This window comes from uncultured Amphritea sp., from assembly GCF_937127095.1.
Taxonomy (GTDB): domain Bacteria; phylum Pseudomonadota; class Gammaproteobacteria; order Pseudomonadales; family Balneatricaceae; genus Amphritea.
Genome location: NZ_CAKZLP010000041.1, coordinates 1 through 25,693 on the forward strand (window position 1 = coordinate 1; position 25,693 = coordinate 25,693).

The window sequence follows — 25,693 nt, forward strand, 5'->3', positions numbered from 1 at the left end:
GGCCAAGATCCGATTGCGACGCGGAAAGTGGCCGCGTTGTGCTCGGAGGCCGGGCGGGGATTCACTGATGAGCAGGCCGTTCGTGGCGACGATGCGGTCGGCGAGCGCGACGTGGCCGGCTGGGTAGACGCGGTCGAGGCCGCCGGCCAGTACCGCGACGGTCGGGCTCCCTTGGCGGAGCGCCGCCCGATGTGCGAGGGCATCGACCCCGGCTGCCAGGCCACTCCAGATCGGCACACCGGCCGCGGCGATCGCGCCGGCGAAATCGTGCGCGGCGGCCTCACCGTACGGAGTTGGCGTGCGGCTGCCGACGATGGCGATACCACAGCGCTCGGGGGCGAGGAGCTGCAGGTTCCCGCGAGCAAACAGAAGGATTGGACGGAGCGGGTGGTCGACCAAGCGCGCGGGCAAATATTGTCCCATCACGGTTGTCAGCGCCTTACGCCCTTGGGTTTGACGGGCGGCTCTCAGGGCGGCCAGCAACCCATTCTGTGGATCGAGGTTCACGGAAATTGTATCTCCCGCGTGCCAGTACGATGACGTCTGCAGCACCGCCGGCCCAGACAGGCCGCGATGCGTGAACAAAAGCGCTTCGTCAAAAGAGGTGCCGTTGGTTGTGATCCGCGCAGGCAGGGCAACACCAGCAAGCGGTTTGAAACGCTCTTCGCCAAATGTAAACGGGACAAGCCCTGCGCGCGTTTCGACCAAGGGCAAGCCAAATTGCGCGGCGAGGCCAAGTGGCAAAAACGGGCGCAAAGGTATCCACGTCTTCATCGAGGCCGGCTAGGCTCATCAGGGAGTGGTCTGCATCTTCACGGATTACGTCGACCACGTCATCGATGGTGATACGCCCCAGTAGCTGGCCGTCTTCGTCTACCACCGGCGCAGATACCAGGTCTTCCTGTTCAAACAGTTTTGCTACCAGGGTGTCTTCCATGTCCGCTGGAATCGGGGGCTTATCGGTGACCATCATCTCCCGCACGGTACTGGAGGGGTCACTTACGAGCATCCGGGTTAGCGGCAGGCTACCGATATAAGTATCTTTACGACTGACAACAAACAGGCAGTCGGTCATGTCCGGCAGTTCATCATGGCGGCGCAGATAGCGCATCGCGGCCTCAATGGTGATGTCCGGTCGGATGGTGATGGTATCGGTATTCATCAGACCGCCGGCGGTATCCTCCGGATAGGAGAGAACCTTCTCCAGCCGTTCCCGGTTCTGATGATCCATCGACCGCAGCAGCTCGTGCATCACCGTTTCCGGCAGCTGCTGCATCATATCGACAAGGTCATCGGTCTCGAGCGATTCGGATATCGCCAGCACTTCTGAGGCGTTCATCTTGCTGAGAATTTCAGACTTTACATCGTCGCCGAGCTCTTGCAGAACATCGGCTTCGATATCTTTATGGATCAGACTCCATAACAAGCGCCGCTCTTTAGGGGGCGATTTTTCAATCAGATGAGCGACTTCAGAGGGGCGCAGGGTCTTATTCAGGGTGTAGCGTATCTGTCTGAAGGCTCCCTCTTCGAGGGCAGTATTCAGCTTATCCAGTTCGGTCTCGTTTGTGCTGGCGTTCATGGCCGGACCCCGGTCAGACAGATAAAATCAGAATGCCATACAGGCAGTCGGTGATGGCAGAAATCACCGACATTTATAGTTAGTGAGGCATTATAGCGTATTGGTTTTAAAGGAATAGGGTGTGACGGTTATTCTTCTTCGTCAAAGCGGTTATTGATCAGTAGTTCAATCGCATCGATCGCCTGCTGTTCATCCTCTCCCGAAGTGGCAATGATCAGCTCAGTGCCTTTACTGGCCGCCAGCATCATCACTGACATGATGCTTTTACCATCCACCGTGCGGCCATCTTTGGTAATTTTGATATCTGATGAAAATGAGCTGGTCACATTAATCAGTTTGGCCGCCGCACGTGCATGCAGACCGAGCTTGTTGATAATAGTGATCTGTTTTTCCAGCATCGTCTGAAATCCTTGGTCAGTTTAGTTCGCGATGTCTAATCTGGACATTATCCATAGTTGCCCGGAAATGACCAGCCAGACGTTCACTGAGAAATACAGAGCGGTGTTGTCCCCCGGTACAGCCTATCCCGACAGTGATATAGCTGCGGTTATTTTTTTCAAACAGCGGCAACCATTTCTCCAGAAAAGCAGTTATATCGGCCAACATCTCCTGCATTTCTGGTTGTTGTTCAAGAAACTCGATAACGGGTTGTTCCTGACCGGTGAAACCGCGCAGTTCAGGCAGCCAGTAGGGGTTGGGGAGGCAGCGAACGTCAAAGGTGAAATCAACATCGAGGGGGATGCCGTGCTTATAGCCGAAAGACTCGAACTGCAGTGACAGTTCCTGTTCTTGCCGTTTAGCAACTCTCAACTTGATGCTGTCGCGCAGCTCGTAGAGTGACAGGCGGGTAGTGTCAATGCGGATAGCGGCCAGATCTGAGACCGGTTCCAGTAGTTTTTTTTCAGCGTTGATCGCTTGTTGCAGTCCCTGTGTATCATCAGACAGCGGGTGCTTTCTGCGGGTTGCACTGTAGCGTTGCAGCAGGGTGGTTTCCGAGCTGTCGAGATAGAGTACTTCGCAGTCCAGACGGTCGGTTTCACACAGACGTTTGAATATCTCCGGAAACTGTTTCAGGTTGCTGTGCTGGTTGCGGGCATCAATACTTACAGCGAGTTTGTTGGGGTGATCCGGAGCGCGGAGGATCTGATTGACCAGATCAGGCAGCAGTGGCGCCGGGAGGTTATCAATACAGTAGAAGCCAACATCTTCGAGTGCCTGCAAGGCGGTAGATTTACCTGAACCTGAGCGTCCACTGATGATAATCAGCTTCATCTGTATTATTCCCGACTGGATTCAGTCATGACGGTGAAGAGCGCTTCGGCGGAGGTGGCGCTGCGAAGTTGTTCGCGAAAGTCTGCCTGGCTGAATAGTTCGGCGAGCTTGCCCAGTGTTTGCAGATGCTGATCGCAGGCTTCGGAGGGCACCAGCAGGGCAAACAACAGATCGACAGGCTTGCCATCCACGGCATCAAAATCAATCGGTTCGATAAGCTGGATCAGCAGGGCGGTTGCTTTCTCGCACTCATCAAGACGGCAATGAGGGATTGCTACACCATCACCGATACCTGTGCTGCCGAGTCTCTCCCGGCCTAACAGGCCAGCGAAGATGGTTTCAGCTTCAAGTCCGGGATGCAGTTCAGCGATCTGCTGACTGGCAATTTCGAGGATACGTTTTTTGCTACCCCCCTCCAGAGCACAGAGCACTCCGGAGGGGGATAGTAGTTCTGAAATTAGCATTGTCTGTTATTTACTTGTGAGTTTTGATCTTTTCTTTATGTTTAATGACCTGACGGTCAAGCTTGTCGATCAGTCCATCAATCGCTGCGTACATATCATCCTGTTCATCGGAAGCAAACAGCTGGCCTCCGGCTATATGTACATCGCCTTCCGCTTTCTGGCGGTTTTTCTCAACACTTAAAGTAACCTGTGCATTGGTGATGTTATCGAAATGACGCTCAAGTTTCTCAAATTTATTCTGAACATAGTCATTCAGGGAATCAGTCAATTCAACGTGGTGACCAGTAATATTGATCTGCATGGTAATCTCCTAGTGTTATTGTACCGGGGGTATACCCGGTTCCCATGAATATAAAGTCATTAAACCAGACGCTTGCGTTCATTAGAAGGTGGAATGCTAAGTGATTCCCGGTATTTTGCAATGGTTCTTCTTGCAACGTTGATGCCTTGGTCCTCAAGGAGCTGGGCTATTTTGTTATCACTCAACGGTTTGACCGGACTCTCAGCCAAAACCAGCTTCTTAATCAGTGCTCTGATCGCAGTAGATGAGCAGGTCCCGCCTGTTACTGTTGTAACATGACTGGAGAAGAAATACTTCAACTCAAAAATACCCCGTGGGGTATGCATATATTTTTGTGTTGTCACCCGGGAGATGGTTGATTCATGCATCTCTACCGCTTCAGCGATATCGTGCAGCACCATTGGCCGCATCGCCTCATCACCGTGTTCCAGAAAGGCTTCCTGGCGCGTGACAATCTCACGGGCAACCTTCATCAGGGTATCGTTACGACTCAGCAGGCTTTTGATAAACCAGCGTGCTTCCTGCAGATGGTTCTTCAGGTAGGTATTGTCCGGGCTATTGTCTGCCCGTCTGATGAGGTCGGCATAGCCGTCATTAATACGCAGTTTAGGTGCCACTTCAGGGTTAAGGTTAACCTGCCAGACACCTTTCTCTTTGTGTACCAGAACATCAGGGATGACATATTCTGATTGCGAGCTGGTAATCATGGAACCCGGTTTCGGGTTCAGCGTTTTAATCAGGTTGATCGCTTGCAGTAGCTGCGGTTCGCGGATGCGTGCTTTACGCATCAGCTGTTTGTAATCATGGTTGCCCAGCAGGTGGATATACTGCGTGACAACTTTCAGTGCTTCAGCCCGATACTCAGTTTTCTCTGGCAGTTGCTGTAATTGGATCGCCAAACACTCGCTCAGGTCCCGTGCAGCAACGCCGGGTGGGTCAAACTGCTGTACCCGGCGGAGCACCGCTTCTATCTCATCCAGCTCAATACTGTTGAGCTGTTCATCATCCTGACTGTTGAAATATTCGAGTATTGAGTCCAGGTCCACGGTGAGATAGCCATCCACATCGATACCGTCGATGATATTGGTGGCAATCAACTGATCAACATGGCTCATGGGGGTGAGGTTCAGCTGCCAGTATAGATGGTCCTGCAAGGTTTCATCGGCGGTGTCATTGGACTCCATCTCCATATCGGAGAAGTCATGGGATGACGACGATGAAGATCCGGATGCGGTTTGAAAAGTGTCTTCCCAGTTGCTGTCTGTTGAAAGTTCATTGGGAATATCGTCGTTCCAATCGCTGTCAGGTGCCTGAATCTCTTCGGATTCGGTGGTTTGAGCAGACGCGGATACCGATTCATGGTTGCTGATTTCAGAGTCCGATGCATCGCGCTCGGCGCTGCCGTCAGATGCCCCTTCGTCCTCGCTGACTTCCAGCATCGGATTCGATTCAAGTGCTTCCTGTATCTCCTGTTGCAGATCAAGCGTAGATAACTGCAGCAAGCGGATCGCCTGCTGTAGTTGTGGGGTCATGGTCAGATGCTGACCCATTTTTAGTTGTAACGCTTGTTTCATAAAGAGTCGCTTTTATACCTGTTACAGCCTGAATTGCTCACCCAGATAGGCTTCCCTGACCTGTTGGTTCGCAAGTATATCCTCTGGCGCTCCTTCGGCAAGAATATAACCTTCACTGACGATGTATGCCTGCTCGCAAATATCCAGTGTTTCGCGAACATTGTGATCGGTGATCAGTACCCCGATGCCTTTGCTTTGCAGGTGTTTCACAGTTTGCTTGATATCACTGACGGAGATTGGATCGACTCCGGCAAAGGGTTCATCAAGCAAAATAAATGTTGGCTCAGTTGCCAGCGCCCGGGCGATCTCGACCCGGCGTCGTTCACCACCGGACAGGCTCATACCCAGGCTTTTGCTCAGATGAGTAATATGAAACTCTTCCAGCAGTTCTTCTATTTTCTGTTTGCGTTGATGGCGGCCCAGTTCTTTGCGGGTTTCCAGAATCGCCATCAGATTGTCGTGTACGCTGAGCTTGCGGAAGATGGACGCTTCCTGCGGCAGATAGCCAATGCCTTTACGGGCTCGGCCATGCATCGGTTCGTTGGTCAGGTCCTGATGATCAATTTTGATCCGCCCCTGATCCGCGTCGACTAGCCCGACAATCATGTAGAAACAGGTTGTTTTACCCGCTCCGTTAGGCCCCAGTAAACCTACAATCTGTCCGCTGTCGACACTCATTGATACATCTTTAACGACAGCCCGGCCTTTATAACTTTTTGCCAGATTCAGTGCTTCTAAACGACTCATTGGTTGCTGATTTCTCCAGCGGCTGCGTCAGAAGCAGACTTTCCGGTAGTGGTTTTATCTTCGACAGGTGTTGTTTGCTCAGCTGCTTTTGGCTGGATAATCATCTGCACCCGCTGTCCGTCAGCGCTGGTGTCGCCAAACGCGTTGACGGTACTTTTATTCATATCATAGATAATTCGATTGCCGCTAAAACTGTCACTGCCCTGGGATATTTTAGCCTGACCGGTTATTTCCAGCTCTTTGGTACGGATATTGTAATCCAGAACCTCACCGTATGCATGAGTTACTTCTTTATTGGCGGCCGGACGTTGCTGGAACTCGGCAGGGCGGCCTTTAGCGATAATGGTTGAGACGCTTGCGCCCGTCTGTCTTAGTTCGATACTGTCACCGGTGACTTTCATGCTGCCCTGGGTGAGTAAAACGTCACCTTTGTAGAGGGTTATGCCTGTCTGGTCATTGCGGGTCGCGCTGTCAGCTGTGATGTGAATGGCCTGCCGGGCATCATCAGGCATCGCCATAGCCATGGGGTGCCAGCTTAGCAGCATTGCGCACAAGGCCTTGGTTACGCTGTTAATTAACATTGTAAACTCCGGTTACATCAGACAGGAGGTTAAGAATGCCACTGTCGGTGTCTATTGTCATGCCAACACTGGTGGTTGTGCCGGAACTGTTTGAGATGACCACCCGGTCATCGGTTCTGGCGATGCTCTGTTGCGGCAGAATGGTTAATGAGTCTGTTCGCAACGTGGTTGCTATACTGGCATCGCTGTTATCCTGAAACAAGACCTTGCCTTCGAGAGTTACTTCATCATTGTTGTCGCTGATGATGCCCTTCAGGCTGCTGACTCTGCGGTTGGGCTGGTCAGCGTTAAAAATCTGCATCTCGGGGTTGGTGACCACGGTTTGCTGCAGAGCGGGCTGGTGTTCCAGTTGAGTTGAGCTGAGTTGCTGTTTTAGCAAGCCGGTGCTGTCAAAGTCTCTTATCTTACCGTTGACTATATAATAATCAGCCTGCTGATAGGCAGGATTGGGTTCCTGCTTTACCTGGATTGGGCGGCGTTCACTGTCCATCCCCAGATAGATGACTGCGGGGATCAGAATTGCTGCCGCTGCCGCCAGTCGCGCTCGCCCGGTTAGCATTCAGAGATACTCGCTTAACAGGGATTCAAGTTTTCCCTGAGCTGCCAGAATGGTTTCACAAAATTCGCGACCGGCGCCATTGCCTGCGGTTCGGTGAGTGCACCAGTCGGCGTGGGACGCGACGAACTGATGACCTCCGTTGACGGTAGCACCAAATGCCACGGCGCGAATGGCTGCGAGGTCCGGCAGATCATCACCGATGTAGGCGGTTTGCTCTGCGGTGAAACCAGTGTCGAGCCAGAGTTCCTGCAGCGCGATGAGTTTATCTTCACGACCCTGATGCAGATAGTCGATACCCAGTGCTTCAGCCCGCCGTTCTACCTGCGGTGAACGGCGTCCGGTAATGATGGCGGTTTTGATTCCGGCCTGAGCAAGCAGTTTGATGCCCAGTCCGTCGAGGGTATTGAAGTTTTTTACTTCACTGCCGTCCGCCAGAAAATTCAGCTTGCCATCAGTGAGTACGCCGTCGACATCAAATACAGCCAGCTTTACCTGTTGAATCTTGCTGACCTGTATCGCACTCAGATCCTGGATTAGCTTTTCAGTAAACAGCGCAGGCATCAAATTACTCCCGCTTTGAGCATGTCATGCATATTTAGTGCGCCAACCGGGCGGCGTTCTTCATCCAAAACGATCAATGCGTTGATCTGTTTGTCCTGCATGATCTGTAGTGCTTCTGCTGCCAGAATCTCGCTGGTAACGGTGGTGCATTGGGTGGTCATGACTTCGGTAATCGGGGTGCTTTTCATATCCACGTCATGATCCAGGGTGCGACGCAGGTCGCCGTCGGTAAAGATCCCTTGCAGAATACCCTGGTCATTGACGACGGTGGTCATTCCCAGACGCTTATGGGTCACTTCCATCAGTGCTTCACGCAGCATGGTTGAGTCACTGACCATCGGGATATCATCGCCGCTATGCATGATGTCTGAAACTTTTAGCAGCAGGCGTCGCCCTAAGCTGCCGCCCGGGTGGGAAAAGGCAAAATCTTCGGCACTGAAGCCACGGGCTTCCAGCAAGGCGATGGCCAGTGCGTCACCGATCACCAGGGTTGCTGTTGTGCTGGAGGTTGGTGCCAGTCCGAGAGGGCAGGCCTCCTGACTGATAGTGACATTCAGGTTGGCATCAGCACAGCGGGAAAGGGTTGAGTCGGGGTTGCCGGTAATGCTGATCAGTGGCGCTTTCATTCGCTTGATTAGCGGCAGGATTGATAGCACCTCGCTGGTTTCGCCGGAATTAGACAACGCGATAACAACGTCTGCCCGGGTGATCATGCCCAGGTCGCCATGGCTTGCTTCACCCGGATGTACAAAGAATGATGGGGTGCCGGTGGATGCCAGAGTAGCGGCGATTTTGTTGCCGATATGGCCACTTTTTCCCATCCCGGTAACAATAACCCGGCCTTTGCATTCCAACGCCAGTTTGCAGGCTTTTTCAAAGTCCGGATCGAGATAGGTTAGCAGGTCATTAACGGCATCCCGCTCCAACTCAATTGTACGTCTGGCGGAGGCCAGAAAGTCGAGTTTGTTATTCATCATTCTATATTGTTTGCTCTTTGTTCATCGCACTTAACTGGCAAGTGTTTAGCTTAAAGTGCCAGGGTAGAGCGGGCCGTGCCCGATCAATTCATTAAACGCTCATATTGTATAGCAGAGCGAGATAACCTGCATAGGCTACCAGGAGTAATCCGCCTTCGAATCTTGAGATCTTCGGTGGCCGCTGATACAGCGCCAGTGCAGTGAGTAACAGCGTCAGACCCAGGGTTGCACCGTAATCACGCCAAAAGACCACTGGTACCAGGTCAATCGGTGCCAGCAGGCCAGGCACCGCCATAACGGCGGCAATGTTGAAGATGTTTGAGCCGACGACATTTCCCAGCGCAATATCGGTATGGCCTTTCAGGGCACTGACAACCGATGCAGCGAGTTCCGGCAGGCTGGTGCCAATGGCAACGATTGTCAGGCCGATGACCAGATCGCTTACACCGAGGGTGAGGGCCACCTCAGTTGCACCCCAGACGAGTAGTCGTGAACTGGCCGCGAGCAGCACCAATCCGGTAATTAGCCAGAAAATAGCCCGGCCAATCGGCAGCTCAGGCAGTTCGTCCTCTTCATCGTGGATCTCATCTCCTTCAGAGTTGCGCTGGAACCGGGTAAACAGGAACAGACAGCCGGCCAGGGACAGGCAGAGGATGATCGCGTCAACCCGGCCGAGATAAAGGTCGTAAAGTACGCCGCCCGCCAGCAGGGTGATTGCCAGCAGTAGAGGAATCTCTTGTTTGAGCACTTTGGAGCGTACCGGAAGTGGCGCAATCAGAGCAGTTATGCCTAAGACCAGGCCAATATTGGCGATGTTAGACCCCAGTGCGTTACCGACAGCAAGGTCGCCTGCACCGGTGGTGGCCGCCATGATTGAGACCAGAATCTCCGGCGCGGATGTGCCAAAAGAGACCACGGTCAGCCCGATCAGCATAGGAGACATGCCAAAGTTTTTAGCGGTTCCTGCGGCACCGGCGACGAACCGGTCGGCACTCCAGACAAGAATGATGAAACCTAATAACAGTGCGATAATGGGGTATAACATTGGGTTGTTTGTTCAGCTCTGGTTAAAACGGAGGCCTATTTAATGAATAATCTGATACATGTGCAAGAGGTAGCTGCACCTGTCGCTGATTTTATTCAAGTTTAAGAGCAAGAGTGGTATAGTCTGCACGCATTTTTTATAGGAATACGGCGGTTCTGAGCCGGTTATCGCTTGCTTAGCCGTTTCAGGTTCGCCTCGTTGTCGTTAACGCAGTATTAACCTGAAACCCTTTACCGTTTTGGATTGAGTCATCGTTACTATGGATTTTTTTGACGATATCATCATTGATATTAAACAACTTACCTTCAGCAGGGGTGAACGATATATCTGTAAAAATATAGATATACGTATACCCCGAGGTAAAGTGACGGCGATCATGGGGCCCAGCGGTACCGGTAAAACGACACTGTTGAAACTGATTGGCGGTCAACTTAAACCGGATTCCGGTTCTATCTTCCTCGATGGTGACGATATACCCCGTCTGGGGCGTTCTGATCTGTTCGATGTGCGTGAAAAAATGGGCATGTTGTTTCAGAGCGGCGCACTGTTTACCGATATGACTGTGTTTGAAAATGTGGCTTTTCCGTTGCGGGTGCATACTAAACTACCGCAGGATATGGTTCGCGATATCGTCTTGATGAAACTGCATGCTGTAGGCCTGCGTGGTGCAGCTGAACTGATGCCCAGTGAGCTTTCCGGTGGAATGGGGCGCCGTGTGGCGCTGGCCAGGGCGATTGTGCTGGACCCGGCACTGGTGATGTATGATGAGCCCTTTACGGGACAGGATCCGATTGCGATGGGGGTGCTGGTTAACCTGATCAAGAAACTTAATCAGGCTCTGGGGCACAGCAGTATTATCGTCTCCCACGATATTAAAGAGACCCTGAGCATCGCGGACTATATTTATATTCTTGCGGATGCCAGTGTGATTGCGCACGGCACGCCAGAACAATTGAAACGGAATGATTCTGAGCAGGTCCGGCAATTTATGCAGGGCTTGCCGGACGGCCCGGTGCCGTTCCATTTTCCGGCCGCCGATTATGAAACTGAATTGATGGAGGGATGTTGATGCAAGCAGTAGCTGATAATTTAATCCTTCTCGGTCGTTTTGTGCTCGAAAGAATTGCAGCGATTGGCCGTTCAGGCATGATTCTGATGCATGCAGTAATTGCCAGACCTGACCCGGCGACCTCTTTTCCTTTGTTGGTGCGCCAGCTTTACTCGGTGGGCGTACTGTCAATGATAATTATCGTTGTCTCCGGCCTGTTTATTGGTATGGTGCTGGCGCTGCAGGGCTATACCATTTTAGTGGATTACGGTACTGAACAGGCGGTCGGGCAGATGGTTGCGCTCAGTCTGGTGCGCGAACTGGCGCCTGTGGTTACCGCGCTGCTGTTTGCCGGTCGGGCGGGATCTGCGCTGACCGCTGAGATTGGTCTGATGAAGACCACTGAGCAGCTTTCCAGTATGGAGATGATCGGTGTTGATCCGCTGCGGCGTATTATTGCACCGCGCTTCTGGGCCGGACTGATCAGTTTGCCGATTCTGACCATGATCTTCAGTGCCGTGGGTATCTGGGGCGGATTGTTGGTGGGCGTTGAATGGCTGGGGATCTATGAGGGGTCTTTCTGGTCAAATATGCAAAACTCAGTCGATTTTTTTGATGACATAGGCAACGGGCTGATTAAGTCCCTGGTGTTTGGTCTGGTGGTGACCTGGGTCGCTGTGTTTCAGGGGTATGATTCGGTGCCGACTTCAGAGGGTATCAGTCAGGCGACCACAAAAACGGTGGTCTACTCATCCCTTGCAATCCTGGGGCTGGACTTTATTTTGACCGCTTTGATGTTTGGAGATCTTTAATACATGCGTAACCGTGGAGTTGAGTTAGGCGTCGGTATTTTTATGTTGGTAGGGGCTCTCGCACTTGCCATGCTGGCGATAAATGTGAGCGGCCTGAGTCTGTCTAATCAGCAGGGTACATATAAAATATATGCCCGGTTTGAAAATGTTGGGGGGCTCACCGCTCGCTCAAAAGTGACTATGTCTGGTGTAACTATCGGCAATGTTAGCAGTATCACCATCGATCGTAAAAAACTGATGGCGCTGGTGGAGATGGAGATTAACGCGGATGTGAACTATCTGACATCTGATAGCTCCGCGTCCATTCTTACTGCGGGTTTGCTGGGTGAGAAGTATATCGGTGTTACCAGTGGCGCTGCCGATGATGAGATATTGAAAGAGGGTGACTTTATTGAAGATACCCAGTCCTCTCTGGTGCTGGAAGAGTTGATTGGTAAGTTTCTTTTCAATCAGGCCTCTGAATAAAATTTGTAAGATCGCGTTGTATCGGTATGGGAGTTGTAAATATGAGAATTTTGAATCGTTGGATGGTATTGCTGACGCTGGTTTTGGTGTCTGTAACTGCGCAGGCTTCATGGGATGAAGCGCGTGCTTCAGTCGAGCATGCTTCAGCTGAAATGATGAAGGTGCTTGAAAATGAAGCCCTGAAAGCTCCGGAACAGAGTGAGCAACTGATCGCTGAGATTGAAGCCATTCTTAATCCGGTAGTGGATTTTGAGTATGTTTCCAAACGGGTTATGGGTAAATTTTATAACCGGGTGGACGAAAAGCAGCAGCAGATTTTCGCGGTTGTTTTTAAAGATACCATGGTGCGGACTTATGCGAAGTCGCTGACCGGTTTTGATATCGTCAGATATGAAGTGGCTCCGGAAGGTCCGCCAAGTCCTGAAGCGGATAAGCAGGTGGTCAGTGTCAATGTATACTCCGCCAAAGGTGATGGTTATACGCTGGTGTACTACATGCTGAAGCAGGATAGCGGCTGGAAGCTGGTGAATGTGCTGGTGGACGGGATTAACCTGCGACTCAACTTCAAAAATCAGTTTTCTGATATGGTCTCGCGTACCAATGGGAATGTTGAACAGGTCATTACTGACTGGAAAGCGGCTGTCGCCAGCAACGGTAGCAAGGATAGTTGATGACATCTCAGGTTGAGGTTAGCGGGGATGTTATTCTGCTGAAGGGCGACCTGCTGTTCAGCACGATAATGTCGGTACGCGAAGCGCTTGCAAAAGCGGTTGCCCAGACTGATAAGGGCTGTGTCATCGATTTTGCCGGGGTTGGCCGGGTGGATAGCTCTGCTGTGTCACTCTGGCTCTGCCTGGAACGTAAAACCCGGGCGCGTCAACTCACGCTGAAGGCGGTTAATATTCCGGCGGAGTTGAGCTCAATCGTCAGTCTGGTCGGGCTTGAACATACAGGTCTGAATCCCTGAGGCAACGCTAGACGACGCATCAGGGAACGATGGCTGCTTGGCCGCAGTCATCGCCTTTTGTTACATTTTCCGCTATTATACGCGGCCTATTATTTTCCCCAATTCTCATTGGTATCACGTATGCAAATCGAAGACGTAAAACAGATTCTGGAAGAAAAACTGGAAGGATGTGAAGTATTGCCTGAAGGCGAAGGTTGTAATTTTCAGGTCACTGTCGTCGGGGATATATTTGAAGGTCTGCGGCCAGTTAAAAAGCAACAGATGGTCTATGCCTGTCTTGCTGATCAGATTGCTGATGGAAGTATCCATGCGCTGACCATCAGAACCTTTACCCGTGCCCAGTGGGCAGAACAGAACTGAAGCGCTTAGAGACCCAATATCAATGGATAAACTGATTATTACCGGTGGTAATCGCCTGGAAGGTGAAGTACGCATTTCCGGAGCGAAGAACTCAGCGCTGCCTATTCTGGCTGCGACTCTGTTAGCCGATGAACCGGTTACTGTCAGTAATCTGCCTCATCTGCACGATATCACTACTATGCTCGAGTTGCTGCGGCAGATGGGTGTGGAACTGACTGTCGATGAAAAACTCAATGTTGAGATCGACCCCCGCACGCTGACGTCGACTATCGCGCCGTATGAGTTGGTGAAAACCATGCGCGCGTCGATTCTGGTGCTCGGTCCTCTGCTGGCGCATTTTGGCCATGCTGAGGTCTCTCTGCCCGGCGGTTGTGCCATTGGTAGCCGGCCTGTCGACCTGCACCTTAAAGGTCTTGAGGCACTGGGTGCGCAGATCACTGTTGAGGAAGGTTTTATTCGTGCGACCTGCGATGGGCGTCTGAAAGGCGGTCGGGTGTTCTTTGATATCGTCACGGTGACCGGGACAGAAAATATTCTCATGGCGGCGGCGCTGGCAGAAGGTCAGTCCATTATTGAGAATGCGGCTCGTGAACCGGAAATCGTTGACCTGGCTGAGTTTCTCATCGCCATGGGCGCCGACATAAAAGGTCATGGTACCGATACTATTATCGTTAACGGTGTTCAATCACTGAAAAACTGTACTTACTCGGTGGTTGCTGACCGGATTGAAACCGGCACTTATCTGGTTGCTGCGGCGGCGACCCGGGGTAAGATTAAAGTTAAGAATACCCGCCCCGATATTCTCGATGCGGTGCTGCAGAAACTGGAAGAAGCGGGTGCTGAGATCGAGTGTGGTCCGGACTGGATTAGTCTGGATATGAAAGGCAAGCGTCCTAAAGCCGTCAGTGTGACAACCGCACCCTATCCAGCGTTTCCTACGGATATGCAGGCACAGTTTGCAGCGCTGAATATTATCGCCGATGGCGTCAGTGTGATTAAAGAGACGGTGTTTGAGAATCGCTTCATGCATATGCAGGAGATGCTGCGTATGGGGGCCAAGATCACCATTGATGGCAATACGGCGATTATCGAAGGACGAGAAGTTCTCACCGGCGCACCGGTGATGGCAACCGATCTGCGAGCGTCTGCAAGTCTGGTGATCGCGGCAATGGTGGCGACAGGGGATACGGTGATTGACCGTATCTACCATATTGACCGTGGCTATGAGTGTATCGAAGAGAAGATGCAGCTGCTGGGTGCTAAGATCAGACGGGTTCCGGGCTAAAAGGGTTAACGGGAACTTTGGTTGACAGGAACTTTTGTTAACATGAGCTCTGTTTACAAGAACTCGGTTTAACAAAAGCTCAGCTTAACAAGAACTTAGTTTAACAAGAACTTAGCATTACCAGGATAGGCTGTGTGTCTGTACTGAATATTCAAGTGGTAACGAAACAGCAAATATGAAACAGAACCTGACCATTGCGCTATCCAAAGGGCGTATTCTGAAAGATACGCTGCCCCTGTTAGAGGCGGCTAACATCATTCCGGCTGAAGATATTTTTAGCAGCCGCAAGCTGATTTTCGATACCAACCATGACAACATCAAACTGGTGGTTATCCGCGCTACCGATGTGCCTACCTATGTTGAACATGGTGGCGCTGACATGGGTGTGGCGGGTAAAGATGTGTTGCTGGAGTACGGCGCTAAAGGGCTGTATGAGCCTCTGGATCTTGATATAGCCAAGTGCAAGCTGATGGTTGCCGGCATGAAAGACGCCGGAGAAGTTGAAGGGCGGATGAAAGTGGCGACCAAATTCGTCAATATCACCAAAGAGTTTTTTGCCCGTCAGGGACGTCAGGTTGATATCATCAAGCTCTATGGCGCGATGGAACTGGCGCCGATCATGGGGCTTGCTGACCGCATTGTTGATATCGTTGATACCGGTAATACCCTGCGCGCCAATGGCTTAGTGCCGATGGAAGATATCTGCTATGTCAGTTCACGGCTGGTTGTCGGTAAGGCCGCTTTAAAGATGAAGCACCGCCAGATACAACCGATTATTGAGCAATTGGCCGCTGCCGTTGAAGCACGTAAAGAAAGGTCGGAATAACATGTCCAAACCAGAGATATTAAGGTTAGACAGCCAGCAGGCTGATTTCAGCGAACAGCTGGACAGATTGCTGGCGTGGGAGTCGGTATCTAATAAAGAGATAAACCGAACTGTCGAAGATATTCTTGAGCGGGTTAAAGCCGAGGGCGACAGTGCAGTGGTTGAGTTTACCAACCGCTTTGACCGTCTCAGCGTCAGCTCTATGGCTGAGCTGGAATTCTCTCAGGACGATCTGCAGCGGGCGTTGGATAACCTGCCAGAGGATCAGCATAAAGCCCTGACTATCGCCGCTCATCGGGTGCGTGATTATCATGAGCGTCAGAAAGGTGAGTCCTGGCAGTATCAGGAAGCCGATGGCACTTTGCTGGGACAGAAAGTTACACCTATGGATAAAGCCGGTCTTTATGTGCCCGGTGGTAAAGCGTCTTACCCCTCTTCGGTGCTGATGAATGCGATTCCGGCACACGTAGCGGGTGTTGAAGAGCTGATTATGGTGGTGCCAACGCCGGATGGTGAAGTCAACCAACTGGTGCTGGCGGCGGCAGCCCTTGCCGGTGTCAGCCGGGCATTTGCCATCGGTGGAGCACAGGCGATTGCGGCACTGGCATATGGTACTGAGACTATCCCTAAAGTGGATAAGATCGTTGGCCCGGGTAATATCTTTGTTGCCACCGCTAAACGTGCGGTATATGGCACTGTCGGTATTGATATGATCGCCGGCCCCTCCGAGATTCTGGTTATCTGCGATGGTCATACCGATCCTGACTGGATCGCTATGGACCTGTTCTCTCAGGCGGAACACGATGAAGATGCTCAGCCGATTCTGGTCAGCCCGGATGCTGACTTCCTTGACCGGGTGAGCGCCAGTATCGATAAACTGTTACCAACCATGGAGCGGCAAACGATTATCAGCCGCTCACTGGCGGATCGTGCTGCACTGATTAAAGTGGCTGACCTGGAGGAAGCTGCCCGGGTGAGTAACCGCGTTGCGCCGGAGCACCTGGAACTCTCGATAGAAGATCCTCAGGCGCTGTTACCGCTGATTAAACATGCCGGGGCTATCTTCATGGGACGCTACACTGCTGAAGCTCTGGGGGACTACTGTGCCGGGCCGAATCACGTGTTACCGACTTCAGGAACCGCGCGTTTTTCCTCTCCACTGGGTGTCTATGACTTTCAGAAACGTTCTTCACTGATCATGTTCTCTGAAGACGGCGCATCGGAGATGGGCCGGGTTGCTTCGGTATTGGCCCGGGGAGAAAGTCTTACGGCGCATGCCCGTTCAGCGGAATACCGGATAAAAAAGTAACGTCAGCGGTTGCTGTGTAAGCAAAGAGCGTTATAAAAAAGCCCTGATCGGGCTTTTTTTTATTGCACCCTGTCGCGGTGTTTGATTAAAGCGTTTTATTTAGCCGTTTCATCGATTGCAGGGCTTTCGTTAGTAGCGGGGCTTTCACTGACTGCTTCATCAACTGCCGGACGCTCCGCGACGGTAATTTCAAGCTCCAGTGCTTCGCCGTTGCGCCATACTTTCAGTGGCAGAACAGTGCCAGGGGGCATCCGGGCGACGCTGTACATTGAGTTGTAGCTGTTGATGATCTTCTTGCCGCCGATCTCCAGCAGAATGTCGCCGGGCAGCAGGCCGCCTTTGTGCGCCGGGCCATCCCGGAAAATACCGGCAATGATTAATCCTTTGGTATCTTTCAGTCCGAAAGACTCGGCCAGCTGTGGGGTAATTTCCTGAGCTTCAACACCCACCCAGCCGCGCACCACCCGGCCATGTTCAATCAGATCCTGCATGACCTGTTTTGCCTGGTCTGAAGGGATGGCGAAGCCGATTCCCTGAGAACCACCGGAACGGCTGAATATCGCAGTATTGATGCCGATCAGATTGCCTTCTGCATTGATCAGAGCGCCGCCGGAGTTGCCGGGATTGATCGCGGCATCGGTTTGGATGAAATCTTCATAGGTATTCAGGCCCAGCTGGTTACGGCCAGTGGCACTGATAATACCCATGGTCACGGTCTGGCCGACGCCGAACGGATTACCGATTGCCAGGGCAACGTCCCCGACACGCAGATTAGCCGATGAGCTGACGGTGATGCTGGGCAGGTCAGGGAGATCGATTTTAAGGACGGCCAGATCGGTATCAGGGTCGTTACCCACCACTTTGGCGGTAGCTTCCCGGCCGTCTTTCAGTGCCACTACAATGCTGTCTGCACCTGAAATAACATGATTGTTGGTCGCTATATAGCCTTCTTTGCTGAGAATTACTCCGGAGCCCAGGCTCGATTGAATCCGTTCTTTGTTACTGTTTTTGTTGTAGTGCTTTTGAATGTTGGGGTCGTTATACAGCGGTGGGTTATTGTTGGGGATAACGGTACGGGTATAGATGTTTACTACACTTGAGGCCGCATGTTCGACCGCATCAGCATAAGAATATGGCCCGCGTCGATCAGCAGGGGGGGAGCCTGCCTCATGGATCTGAACGGTATTTGCCTGCTGGGTAAACATATCCGGCAGGTAGATTAGCAGCGCAACCGCGGCGAGAATCCCGGATAGAATGGGCCAGACGAGAAAAGCCAAGCGTTGAATCAATTAATGACGCCTTATAAACAGTGGTAAAGTTAATCAGCTGTTTTAGAATTATACGGATAAAAAACTGTATTTGGGAATATAAAGAAAAGATTATGGCTGTATCACTGAAACAATTGGTTAATTACTGCGATTCTCTGCTAACGCCTGAAAAGTATAGAGATTATTGTCCCAACGGCTTGCAGGTTGAAGGAAGTAGAGAGGTGCGCCGTATCATTTCCGGGGTCACCGCTAGTCAGGCGCTGCTTGACCGCGCCGTAGAATTGGGTGCAGATCTTGTTCTGGTGCATCATGGCTATTTCTGGAAGGGCGAGCCTGAAGTGGTCACCGGCATGAAAAAGCGCCGCCTGCAAACCCTGCTGACCCATGATATCAGCCTGTTGGCGTATCACCTGCCATTGGATGGCCATCCGCAGCTGGGGAATAATGCCCGGTTGGCGGATAAGCTGGGATTGCAGATTACCGGAGGGCTTGAGCCGGATAACCCCTTCAGTATCGGTCTGGTCGGACGTTTAGAGCGCCCGCTGAGTGCAACCGAATTCAGCCAGCAGATCGCCACCGCCTTGGGGCGCGAGGTACTGCATATTGACGGTGGCCCTGATCAGATTGAAACCGTTGGCTGGTGCACCGGTGCCGCTCAGGGGTATATCGACAAGGCTGCAGCGCTGGGACTGGATGCGTTCATTTCGGGCGAGATCTCCGAACCTACGGTACATAGCGCCAGAGAACTGGGTATTCACTATTTTGCAGCGGGTCATCATGCGACCGAACGCTATGGTGTGCAGGCACTGGCAGAGAGGCTAGCGGAGCAGTTTGATCTGGAACACCAGTTTGTTGATATCAATAATCCGGTGTGATTATCAGTGCTCTTATGTCGGACTTTTGTGAAGAGCTCTTGTGAGGAGCTCTTGTGAGGAGCTCTTGTAAAGAACGCAAAGCTATAGACGAAAAAAAACCGGCATCCGGCCGGTTTTTCTAACGTTCGTTACACTCTGATCAGCTCAAATCTATCTGCTGTCAGGCTTTCTGCTTCTCTTCGCTGTCACGCAGGCTGTTGCCCGGGACATGATCCTTCAGCAACGTGGGAATCTCTTCATCTTCATCAGATTCAGGTTTTTTCTTCAGCCCGTATTTTTCAGACAGCGTGCCCTCCTCATCAGGCCCCTTGACGGCGTAATCCCGGGGAGGCTCAACGACCTCAGGCTCATCTGCAACAGGCGTAATCTGTTCCGTCACCGTAGGAATCTCTTCCTCTTCTGCCGCTTCATCTTTAACCGGTTCGGAGATTTTTGATTGAGTATTGCTGTTAAGCTGTGCAGGAGAGTGTTCACCCATGCACAGGGTTTCTGATCCCTGCGCCAGATGCTGGTGAACCTGTTTATAGCTTTCTGTCAGGTTATTCACCAGTTCGGCGGTTTTTTCAAAATGGCCGTTGACCTTTTCTTTGTATTCACTCAGATCACGCTGGGCATCATTTAGCTGATCAACCAGTTTCTTCTGGCTGGATGTATCGCCGGAACGGCCCATCAGGTAGCCGATTAACGCTCCTGCTATCAGAGTGACAATACCAATAATCCAGACGCTGTTCTCTTCCACGCTAACTCCTTAAATGCTCTGATTCAGAGCTGAAGAATACCGTAATTACCGGACAAAGCCTATGTTATTTTGGTGAGCGGTTTATGGGGATTTAGGTGCTGTATCCGCTTTCCACTGTTGTGCTTGTTGGGTTGTTTCACTCAGATAGCTAACCTGCTCAGCTAACACATTGCAGGCGAGGTCAGCATTTTTTTGTTCCAGCGCCTGCACGATTCGCTGGTGCTGGTCAATGACTACCGAGCGCTCGCGAAAGCGAAAAGAGACCATGTTACTAACCGGTTGCAGCGCTTCAATCACGCTGAACATAATAAAACTCAGCAGGGGATTGCCGGATGCTTCAGCGATCAGACGGTGAAAACGAACATCGGCGGCACAAAACTGTTCCGGTGTAAGGTTTTTATCTCGCTGTACTTGCAGCTCCAGGTTGAGTTGCTGGAGTTGTTGCTGGCTGATATGTATTGCGGCCAGCTGCAGACAATTACTTTCCATCAGAAGACGAGTCTGGTGGATATCATCCATGGAGAATGCATCCATGCCCACCAGCAGGGTGGTTGCGCTGGTGAGGGCATCGCTGAGGTCGTGAGCTGACGGGCGATTGATAAAGGTGCCGCCGGTCGGCCCGCGACGGGAGCGGATCAGGTTTTGTGCTCCTAACCGTTTAAGTGCTTCACGGATGGTCGGTCTGGACACCTGATAGCGCAGCGCCAACTCTCCCTCAGTGGGTAATCGGTCATCGGCTTTCAGCGACCCATCAATGATGGCCTGGCGGATCTGATCTGCAATCTGGCTTGGCAGGCTGCGTTGGGCAACCGGTTCTATTTCTAAACTCACAGAATCTCTCCTACAGTGGTAGTACGATTATTTCATATAAACGACCAATTGTTAATTTGTAAGATGAATAAAACTGGTGTAGATTTGTTTTATGTTAATTTGTAAGGCAAATAAGTCAGGTCAGCTCTTTGAATCAGCTAAGGGGCTGCAGGAATGAGATGCACGTAAGGAATTGCACGTAAGGAATAGCAGGTAAGTGATAGTAAGTTACGGAGACGTATGCCTGATTATCATGTTGAACCAGCACTCGTTGTTGTTCAATGTTCAAAACTCTAATTGATAAACCGTCAAAAGGTTAAGGTGAGGTGAAGTATGTTTAATGCTCTGGTACTGGAACAGGAAGAGGGGAAAACACTGGCCGCAGTCAAACAGCTGCAACTGAGTGATCTGCCGGATGAGGATGTGCTGGTTGAGGTAACGTATTCCTCACTAAACTACAAAGACGGTCTGGCGATTACCGGCAGCGGTAAAATTGTGCATAGTTTCCCCATGGTGCCCGGCATCGATCTTGCGGGAGTTGTTACTGAGTCCCACAGTCCTGAATTCCAGCCCGGCGATAACGTTATTATGACTGGCTGGAGCGTGGGTGAGCGATACTGGGGCGGATATAGCCAGTTCGCGCGGATGAAGCCGGAGTGGCTGGTGAAGATGCCTGAAGGGATGGATGCCGCTAAAGCGATGTCTATCGGTACCGCCGGTCTGACAGCAATGCTCTGTGTGATGGCGCTGGAAGAGGGAGGCATTACGCCCGAGCGTGGTACCGTGGTCGTTACTGGGGCCGCTGGTGGCGTCGGTAGTGTGGCGGTGGCGATTCTGAGTCAACTGGGATATACCGTTGCCGCGGTGACCGGGCGTGAGTCAACCCATGAATATCTGCGGGGCCTTGGGGCCAGCGAGCTGCTGTCCCGTGCAGAGATGGCTGAGCCGTGCCGACCGCTTGAAAAGCAGCGCTGGGCCGGAGGTATTGATACCGTTGGAGATACGATGCTGGCCCGGGTGCTGGCAGAAACCGATTATCGTGGCACGGTGGCAGCCTGTGGTCTGGCCGGAGGTTATAAACTACCTACCACGGTGATGCCATTTATTCTGCGTAACGTTCGTCTGCAGGGCGTGGATTCGGTGATGTGTCCGGTAGATATCCGTACTCAGGCCTGGAATCGTCTGTTGACCGATCTGCCGGATAATGCGCTGGGAGAGATCTCCAGTGTCATCGGGCTTGCCGAACTGCCTCAGGCCGCGGCTGATATTGTTGCCGGTAAGATTCAGGGCCGTACCCTGGTTGATCCTAACCGGTAAGAAATAATAACGCCGCAGCGCCTTGCCAGTGGTTAGAGGTCGCTGTGCGACGTGTTAGAAAAAGCAAAAAGGGGGCTGGAAAGTCCCCTTTTTTATTCATAACTGAGTTCACTGCGGGGCTATCGTTCCCTCTTCGGCGTTGAACAGGGCTTCCAGCTCCTGGTAACCTTCCAACTCTGTTAGTAAACGACTCTTTTCATGTTTGGCGATTTTAAGCCAGTTTTTACCCTCTATTGCGCCGACCATCGCATAGAGAAAGTTGAGGCTGGGTTTAGTGCTGCACTTCTTTTGGAGTCTGGTGAACGCTCTGACTGCTCCGATCTCTCTGAGTTCATCGGGGCTGGTAATTCCTACTTCCATCAGCCATGCCTCAGATTTTGGCCCTAATCCTGGCAGATCTCTTAACTTAACCATCTTAATATATCCGCTTACGTTTTATCGGCAGAGTAAGGATACCGGTCGCAACAGTGTTCTGAAAGGTGGATAGATTAGGTGACGTGTATCGCTTTGTTAAACAACATTTATTATGTCTTTAGGTTCGAGATTAAATTTGTGGCAATGGGCTTCATAACTCTTTTTCAGTTCAGCTTCACCCATCAGGTTTCCGGGCTCATCACGATAGGAACCGGTTCCGTCCAGAGGAGTCCCCTGCCATTTCTGTTCGATTGCGGTGCGTTCGCTCTGCTGTTTAAACCAACGGATAAATTGGTTTGCCTGAGCCAGCAGACGATAGCCAGAGGCATCGCCATTGACGACCATCGTATAGAAGAAAGGCCTGGCTGCCAGGTTGCCGGGAATAATCTCAATTTTATCAAACCAGGGGCTTGCCGGGTTTTTGCACGCCCAGTAATAGATCGGCAGATCGATACCGAAGGCGTCTACAATGCCATCAGCAAGACAGTGATGGATGCGTGACTGGTCTGAGTATGCGATCAGGTTGTTCAGCATGATGGTGCCACCGGGTTTCTTTTCGTTACTGCTCCAGCGGATGCCAAGGTCTTCCAGAATCATTAAACCTGCTGGGTCATTTACCACGCCGACCACTTTGTCCTGCAGATCGTTGATCGAGTTAATTCGGGCGTCACCTTTGCGCCGCGCTAAAATCCAGGGCAGATAGGTATAGGCTTCGGAGTAGGCAACATTGTCATACTCAGCCGAGGGTGGCAGTGCACTGATGATGATATCGGCCGGCGGCTGGCCGAATTTTTGGCCCGATGTCAGCAACTCTGTACACATGTCCCAGGGGGTTTCGATAAACTCGCACTCAACTCCGAGGTAGCGGGCAAATGCGGTGGCATAATCAACATCCAGACCTTTTAACGGTTCGCCCAGTTTTTCCCGGAATGATAAGCCAACAAAGTTAGGTTCTATCGCCACGCGCAGTTTGCCTCTGCTGAGCACATCATCCAGTTGGTCGTGTCCGGCATCGGCGACCAGATGTAATTTTTTGAGCGTTGTGTTAATCGACTGGGAGGCTGAATTGATATCGGCGCTGTGGATATCGACTTTATCTAATCCAAGGGACATCTCTTCGACGACTTTATTAATGAGCTGGCTTTTCCCGCCGATCCTTTGCATGGTTCCACTGCTCATATCTAGGGTTTCAAAGATCACTGCGGTATTGTCCATGACCGCACTGAGCTGTTCACCAATGGAGTTAAACAGTTCCGTTAACTGCCCCGTGGCTGATTGAATCACGTCAACAAAATTAGACAGTTTTTCCGTATTGGCACGACTAATATTATGCAGATCTGCGTTAACCTGAGTGAAGTCGAGTTGCTTGGCGGCCTGATGCGCTTGTTCAGTGGTCACGTTAGCCAGACGCCTGACTTCATCGGCGACAACCGCAAACCCGCGGCCATGTTCGCCGGCGCGGGCGGCTTCTATTGAAGCGTTGAGTGCCAGCAGGTTGACCCCTTTACCGATTTTGAGAATACCGTCGAGCACTTCATTTACATTAACGGATTTTTCCGAGAGAGCATTGCTGATCTCTTCCAGAGACTGATTAATAGAGGTGTTCACTTCCTGCACTTCAACCTCAATCTGTTGCTGTAATGCCCCCACCGTTGAGTTGGAACTGCTGAGGTAGTTATTAGCGACTTGCAGTTCCGTATCGAGTTTAGTCGCGCGCTGACTAATCTCAGAGAGAAAGTTTTCCTGGGCTTCCAGTGCTCTGAAAACCTGGCGGGAGAGTTGGGCGGTTTGTCCACTAATCAACTGTAAGGCACGATAGAAACGCTTTTCCTCGTCGGAAAAGTATTGATAGTCCAGGGTTTCGGTGGCCAGGGTGTTGGCAACGGAACCGCTCTTATCCGCCGCAGTGCCGTTTGAAGTGCCAAATAGTTTAGAAAATAGTGTCATTACTGATTCCATCAGAGGACCAAAGAAGCACTATTCACAAGCAATTACTGTTCCATAGGGAATATATAATTCATAACAGGAATAAAATACAGGGCTTAATATACAGCTCTTAAAATACAGATCTAACGGGGCTTCCTGACCTCAGAGCCAGTATTTCTGACACTGCGGTTCAGAACATCGATGGGCCAGAAATACGGAGAAACAATAACAGATCGCTTATTTGAGCGTTGTTGTGCACCAAGCTGACCCCTCCACTGGCACATAATTGTGCAGGGTTTACCTGTTCGGGTATTGGAGCCGTTGTGATCAGCCAAACTGTCCATCTATCCTGGGTTTTAGCAGAATCGGCGTATAGGGAATCAGGAACAGCAGCCAGGCGAGTATCCAGAGTCCGCCGGAAAGATGGATCGCCATTGTATACAGCTCAGGAATCATCGGTAGAAATACCCGGATGACACCCGCGACGATCATCAGTACAAAAGCCACTACCGTTATTTTTGCCAGTTTCAGCGGCCGCGCAGTATGGCCCAGCGCCACCCGGGCCATCATGCCCAGAGTCATCGACCCTATCGCACCAGCGGCGAAGGCATGGGTTGCTATATAAGGGGAGAAGGAAGTCAGACCATTGAGCGCTTTCAAGGCAAAACCCAGTACAATAAACAGATACGCCACATGCAGAATCCAGATCAGTGGATTGCGAATCATGCGCAGTTTAAACCAGCCCGCTAGACGAATCAGGTTAAGCGTTGCGTTCACTGCGGCGAGAATAGTGGCTATAAGGCTAAACTGCAGCAGATCTGCAACGAGCCAGCCAAATGCCAGTGGGATAATCGATTTTTCTATCCAGCTATAGCGTTTCGCGTCAAAGGCCAGCGCCCGCTCGGTAAAAAACGGGATCACCCGGCCGCCCATCATCACCATCACCACTACAATTAGTCCCACTTCTAGCTGTAACCCTCGGGCAAGCGTGGACTCAGTGATACCCAGCAGTTGAAGATGAATCAGCAGGTTAGCGAGTGTCATCGCCAATAGAATGACGGTGAAGATCAGGTTGCGGTAATTGCCAGAACGGATAATGGGCAGCGCTATCGACAGTGCCACCAGGGGTAAAAACAGAAGATCAGTGATCGCTATCAATGGCGCCGGAAGTGGCATGATATATTCAGAAAACACCGGCAGCAGACGGGCGGCCAGCCAGAGCAGAAACAGCGCAGCCAGTTTTGCGCCATAGGGCGTTTGTATTGAGGTCCAGTTGCGCACCGCTGTCAGCAGAAAGCCGGTGATAACGGCGACAGCATAACCAAACAGCATCTCGTGACCATGCCAGACCTGACTAATCTGATAATAGCTGTAGGTCGGCTGAGTTGATCCCAGCAACATCATCCAGTGGGTCATCAGCAGCAAACTGGATAGCGCGGCGAAGAGGAAGAAGGGACGAAAGCCCAGATTAAACAGGGCAAAACGCTTGCCCTGGTGTGGTTCCTGAATCTGCATAAAAGGTTCACCCTGTCTTTCCTGATGAAAGACGACTAAAAATAACGGTTTCTATACTATCTGTGACGGCAGCGGCACTTTTCGTAGCGGAGTAGAG

General features: G+C 51.5%; 30 protein-coding genes. 11 read left to right on the top strand and 19 right to left on the bottom strand.

Translation table 11 applies throughout. The annotated features are described in order from the left end of the window. The 13 genes from Q0499_RS09400 to Q0499_RS09460 all read right to left on the bottom strand — a co-directional run. Positions 1–714, bottom strand: a 714-nt coding sequence (locus tag Q0499_RS09400; RefSeq protein WP_363317785.1) for a DNA-processing protein DprA, incomplete at its 3' end; no start/stop codon positions are given. Next, the gene (locus tag Q0499_RS09405; protein WP_363317786.1) at positions 596–1,579 is read right to left on the bottom strand and encodes a CBS domain-containing protein; all 984 of its coding nucleotides are present in this window, start codon (positions 1,577–1,579) and stop codon (positions 596–598) included. The genes Q0499_RS09400 and Q0499_RS09405, both read right to left, overlap by 119 nt. Positions 1,580–1,707: 128 nt before the next feature. Further along, positions 1,708–1,977: an HPr family phosphocarrier protein gene (locus Q0499_RS09410; RefSeq protein ID WP_299198622.1), complete on the bottom strand. Its 270-nt coding sequence runs from the start codon at positions 1,975–1,977 to the stop codon at positions 1,708–1,710. A gap of 16 nt (positions 1,978–1,993) precedes the next feature. After that, entirely contained in the window at positions 1,994–2,851 is an 858-nt protein-coding gene (gene rapZ / locus Q0499_RS09415; RefSeq protein WP_299198624.1) for an RNase adapter RapZ, read from the bottom strand. Between the two features lie 5 nt (positions 2,852–2,856). Next, positions 2,857–3,315, bottom strand: a complete 459-nt coding sequence (gene ptsN / locus Q0499_RS09420; RefSeq protein WP_299198627.1) for a PTS IIA-like nitrogen regulatory protein PtsN — start codon at positions 3,313–3,315, stop codon at positions 2,857–2,859. Positions 3,316–3,325: 10 nt separating this feature from the next. Further along, positions 3,326–3,616, bottom strand: a complete 291-nt coding sequence (raiA, locus tag Q0499_RS09425) for a ribosome-associated translation inhibitor RaiA (protein ID WP_299198629.1) — start codon at positions 3,614–3,616, stop codon at positions 3,326–3,328. A 59-nt stretch (positions 3,617–3,675) separates the two neighbouring features. Beyond that, complete coding sequence (locus tag Q0499_RS09430) at positions 3,676–5,190, bottom strand: RNA polymerase factor sigma-54 (RefSeq protein WP_299198631.1); 1,515 nt, start codon at positions 5,188–5,190, stop codon at positions 3,676–3,678. A 21-nt stretch (positions 5,191–5,211) separates the two neighbouring features. After that, complete coding sequence (gene lptB, locus Q0499_RS09435) at positions 5,212–5,937, bottom strand: LPS export ABC transporter ATP-binding protein (RefSeq protein ID WP_299198633.1); 726 nt, start codon at positions 5,935–5,937, stop codon at positions 5,212–5,214. Continuing rightward, positions 5,934–6,518, bottom strand: coding sequence for a lipopolysaccharide transport periplasmic protein LptA (gene lptA, locus Q0499_RS09440; protein WP_299198634.1), 585 nt, complete (start codon positions 6,516–6,518; stop codon positions 5,934–5,936). Before lptA ends, lptB begins: the two co-directional genes overlap by 4 nt. Continuing rightward, positions 6,508–7,077, bottom strand: a complete 570-nt coding sequence (gene lptC / locus Q0499_RS09445; protein ID WP_299198635.1) for an LPS export ABC transporter periplasmic protein LptC — start codon at positions 7,075–7,077, stop codon at positions 6,508–6,510. Before lptC ends, lptA begins: the two co-directional genes overlap by 11 nt. Further along, on the bottom strand, positions 7,078–7,602 hold the full coding sequence (locus Q0499_RS09450) for an HAD family hydrolase (protein WP_299198773.1): 525 nt from the start codon (positions 7,600–7,602) through the stop codon (positions 7,078–7,080). Positions 7,603–7,637: 35 nt separating this feature from the next. Continuing rightward, on the bottom strand, positions 7,638–8,612 hold the full coding sequence (locus Q0499_RS09455) for a KpsF/GutQ family sugar-phosphate isomerase (RefSeq protein ID WP_299198775.1): 975 nt from the start codon (positions 8,610–8,612) through the stop codon (positions 7,638–7,640). A gap of 94 nt (positions 8,613–8,706) precedes the next feature. Next, positions 8,707–9,660: a calcium/sodium antiporter gene (locus Q0499_RS09460; protein WP_299198638.1), complete on the bottom strand. Its 954-nt coding sequence runs from the start codon at positions 9,658–9,660 to the stop codon at positions 8,707–8,709. Positions 9,661–9,919: 259 nt separating this feature from the next. Between Q0499_RS09460 and Q0499_RS09465 the strand changes: the two genes are divergently transcribed. The 9 genes from Q0499_RS09465 to hisD all read left to right on the top strand — a co-directional run bounded on the left by Q0499_RS09465 (position 9,920) and on the right by hisD (position 16,732). Continuing rightward, on the top strand, positions 9,920–10,729 hold the full coding sequence (locus tag Q0499_RS09465; RefSeq protein WP_299198640.1) for an ATP-binding cassette domain-containing protein: 810 nt from the start codon (positions 9,920–9,922) through the stop codon (positions 10,727–10,729). Further along, a complete protein-coding gene (mlaE, locus tag Q0499_RS09470) occupies positions 10,729–11,520 on the top strand; it encodes a lipid asymmetry maintenance ABC transporter permease subunit MlaE (protein ID WP_363317787.1) in 792 nt (263 codons plus the stop codon). Before Q0499_RS09465 ends, mlaE begins: the two co-directional genes overlap by 1 nt. 3 nt (positions 11,521–11,523) lie before the next feature. Further along, positions 11,524–11,985, top strand: coding sequence for an outer membrane lipid asymmetry maintenance protein MlaD (gene mlaD, locus Q0499_RS09475; protein ID WP_299198644.1), 462 nt, complete (start codon positions 11,524–11,526; stop codon positions 11,983–11,985). A 41-nt stretch (positions 11,986–12,026) separates the two neighbouring features. After that, on the top strand, positions 12,027–12,656 hold the full coding sequence (locus tag Q0499_RS09480) for an ABC transporter substrate-binding protein (RefSeq protein ID WP_299198646.1): 630 nt from the start codon (positions 12,027–12,029) through the stop codon (positions 12,654–12,656). Further along, positions 12,656–12,952 carry an STAS domain-containing protein gene (locus Q0499_RS09485; RefSeq protein ID WP_299198647.1) on the top strand — a complete coding sequence of 99 codons (297 nt, stop codon included), beginning with the start codon at positions 12,656–12,658 and terminating at the stop codon, positions 12,950–12,952. Before Q0499_RS09480 ends, Q0499_RS09485 begins: the two co-directional genes overlap by 1 nt. 120 nt (positions 12,953–13,072) lie before the next feature. Further along, positions 13,073–13,312, top strand: a complete 240-nt coding sequence (locus tag Q0499_RS09490; RefSeq protein WP_299198649.1) for a BolA family protein — start codon at positions 13,073–13,075, stop codon at positions 13,310–13,312. A gap of 22 nt (positions 13,313–13,334) precedes the next feature. Next, positions 13,335–14,597, top strand: coding sequence for a UDP-N-acetylglucosamine 1-carboxyvinyltransferase (gene murA / locus Q0499_RS09495; RefSeq protein ID WP_299198651.1), 1,263 nt, complete (start codon positions 13,335–13,337; stop codon positions 14,595–14,597). A 175-nt stretch (positions 14,598–14,772) separates the two neighbouring features. Next, positions 14,773–15,423, top strand: a complete 651-nt coding sequence (gene hisG, locus Q0499_RS09500; protein WP_299198653.1) for an ATP phosphoribosyltransferase — start codon at positions 14,773–14,775, stop codon at positions 15,421–15,423. A gap of 1 nt (position 15,424) precedes the next feature. Further along, positions 15,425–16,732: a histidinol dehydrogenase gene (hisD, locus tag Q0499_RS09505; protein ID WP_299198655.1), complete on the top strand. Its 1,308-nt coding sequence runs from the start codon at positions 15,425–15,427 to the stop codon at positions 16,730–16,732. A gap of 95 nt (positions 16,733–16,827) precedes the next feature. Here hisD and Q0499_RS09510 read toward each other — a convergent pair whose 3' ends face one another. After that, complete coding sequence (locus tag Q0499_RS09510) at positions 16,828–18,018, bottom strand: trypsin-like peptidase domain-containing protein (protein WP_299198777.1); 1,191 nt, start codon at positions 18,016–18,018, stop codon at positions 16,828–16,830. A gap of 95 nt (positions 18,019–18,113) precedes the next feature. Here Q0499_RS09510 and Q0499_RS09515 point away from each other — a divergent pair, with 95 nt between their 5' ends. After that, positions 18,114–18,875 (top strand): Nif3-like dinuclear metal center hexameric protein, encoded by a 762-nt coding sequence (locus Q0499_RS09515; protein WP_299198657.1) that lies wholly within the window; start codon positions 18,114–18,116, stop codon positions 18,873–18,875. Positions 18,876–19,035: 160 nt separating this feature from the next. Here Q0499_RS09515 and Q0499_RS09520 read toward each other — a convergent pair whose 3' ends face one another. Together Q0499_RS09520 and Q0499_RS09525 are read right to left on the bottom strand one after the other, a co-directional pair. Next, positions 19,036–19,614 carry a DUF1043 family protein gene (locus Q0499_RS09520; RefSeq protein ID WP_299198659.1) on the bottom strand — a complete coding sequence of 193 codons (579 nt, stop codon included), beginning with the start codon at positions 19,612–19,614 and terminating at the stop codon, positions 19,036–19,038. An 81-nt stretch (positions 19,615–19,695) separates the two neighbouring features. After that, positions 19,696–20,445, bottom strand: coding sequence for a FadR/GntR family transcriptional regulator (locus Q0499_RS09525; protein ID WP_299198662.1), 750 nt, complete (start codon positions 20,443–20,445; stop codon positions 19,696–19,698). Positions 20,446–20,757: 312 nt separating this feature from the next. Here Q0499_RS09525 and Q0499_RS09530 point away from each other — a divergent pair, with 312 nt between their 5' ends. Then, entirely contained in the window at positions 20,758–21,741 is a 984-nt protein-coding gene (locus Q0499_RS09530) for an MDR family oxidoreductase (protein ID WP_299198664.1), read from the top strand. A 108-nt stretch (positions 21,742–21,849) separates the two neighbouring features. Here the strand turns inward: Q0499_RS09530 and Q0499_RS09535 are convergent, their stop codons facing one another. The 3 genes from Q0499_RS09535 to Q0499_RS09545 all read right to left on the bottom strand — a co-directional run bounded on the left by Q0499_RS09535 (position 21,850) and on the right by Q0499_RS09545 (position 25,596). Then, positions 21,850–22,155 (bottom strand): TfoX/Sxy family protein, encoded by a 306-nt coding sequence (locus Q0499_RS09535; protein WP_299198667.1) that lies wholly within the window; start codon positions 22,153–22,155, stop codon positions 21,850–21,852. A 96-nt stretch (positions 22,156–22,251) separates the two neighbouring features. Then, positions 22,252–24,102 (bottom strand): methyl-accepting chemotaxis protein, encoded by a 1,851-nt coding sequence (locus tag Q0499_RS09540; RefSeq protein ID WP_299198669.1) that lies wholly within the window; start codon positions 24,100–24,102, stop codon positions 22,252–22,254. A gap of 306 nt (positions 24,103–24,408) precedes the next feature. Continuing rightward, the gene (locus tag Q0499_RS09545) at positions 24,409–25,596 is read right to left on the bottom strand and encodes an NnrS family protein (protein ID WP_299198671.1); all 1,188 of its coding nucleotides are present in this window, start codon (positions 25,594–25,596) and stop codon (positions 24,409–24,411) included. Between the last annotated feature and the right edge of the window lie 97 nt (positions 25,597–25,693).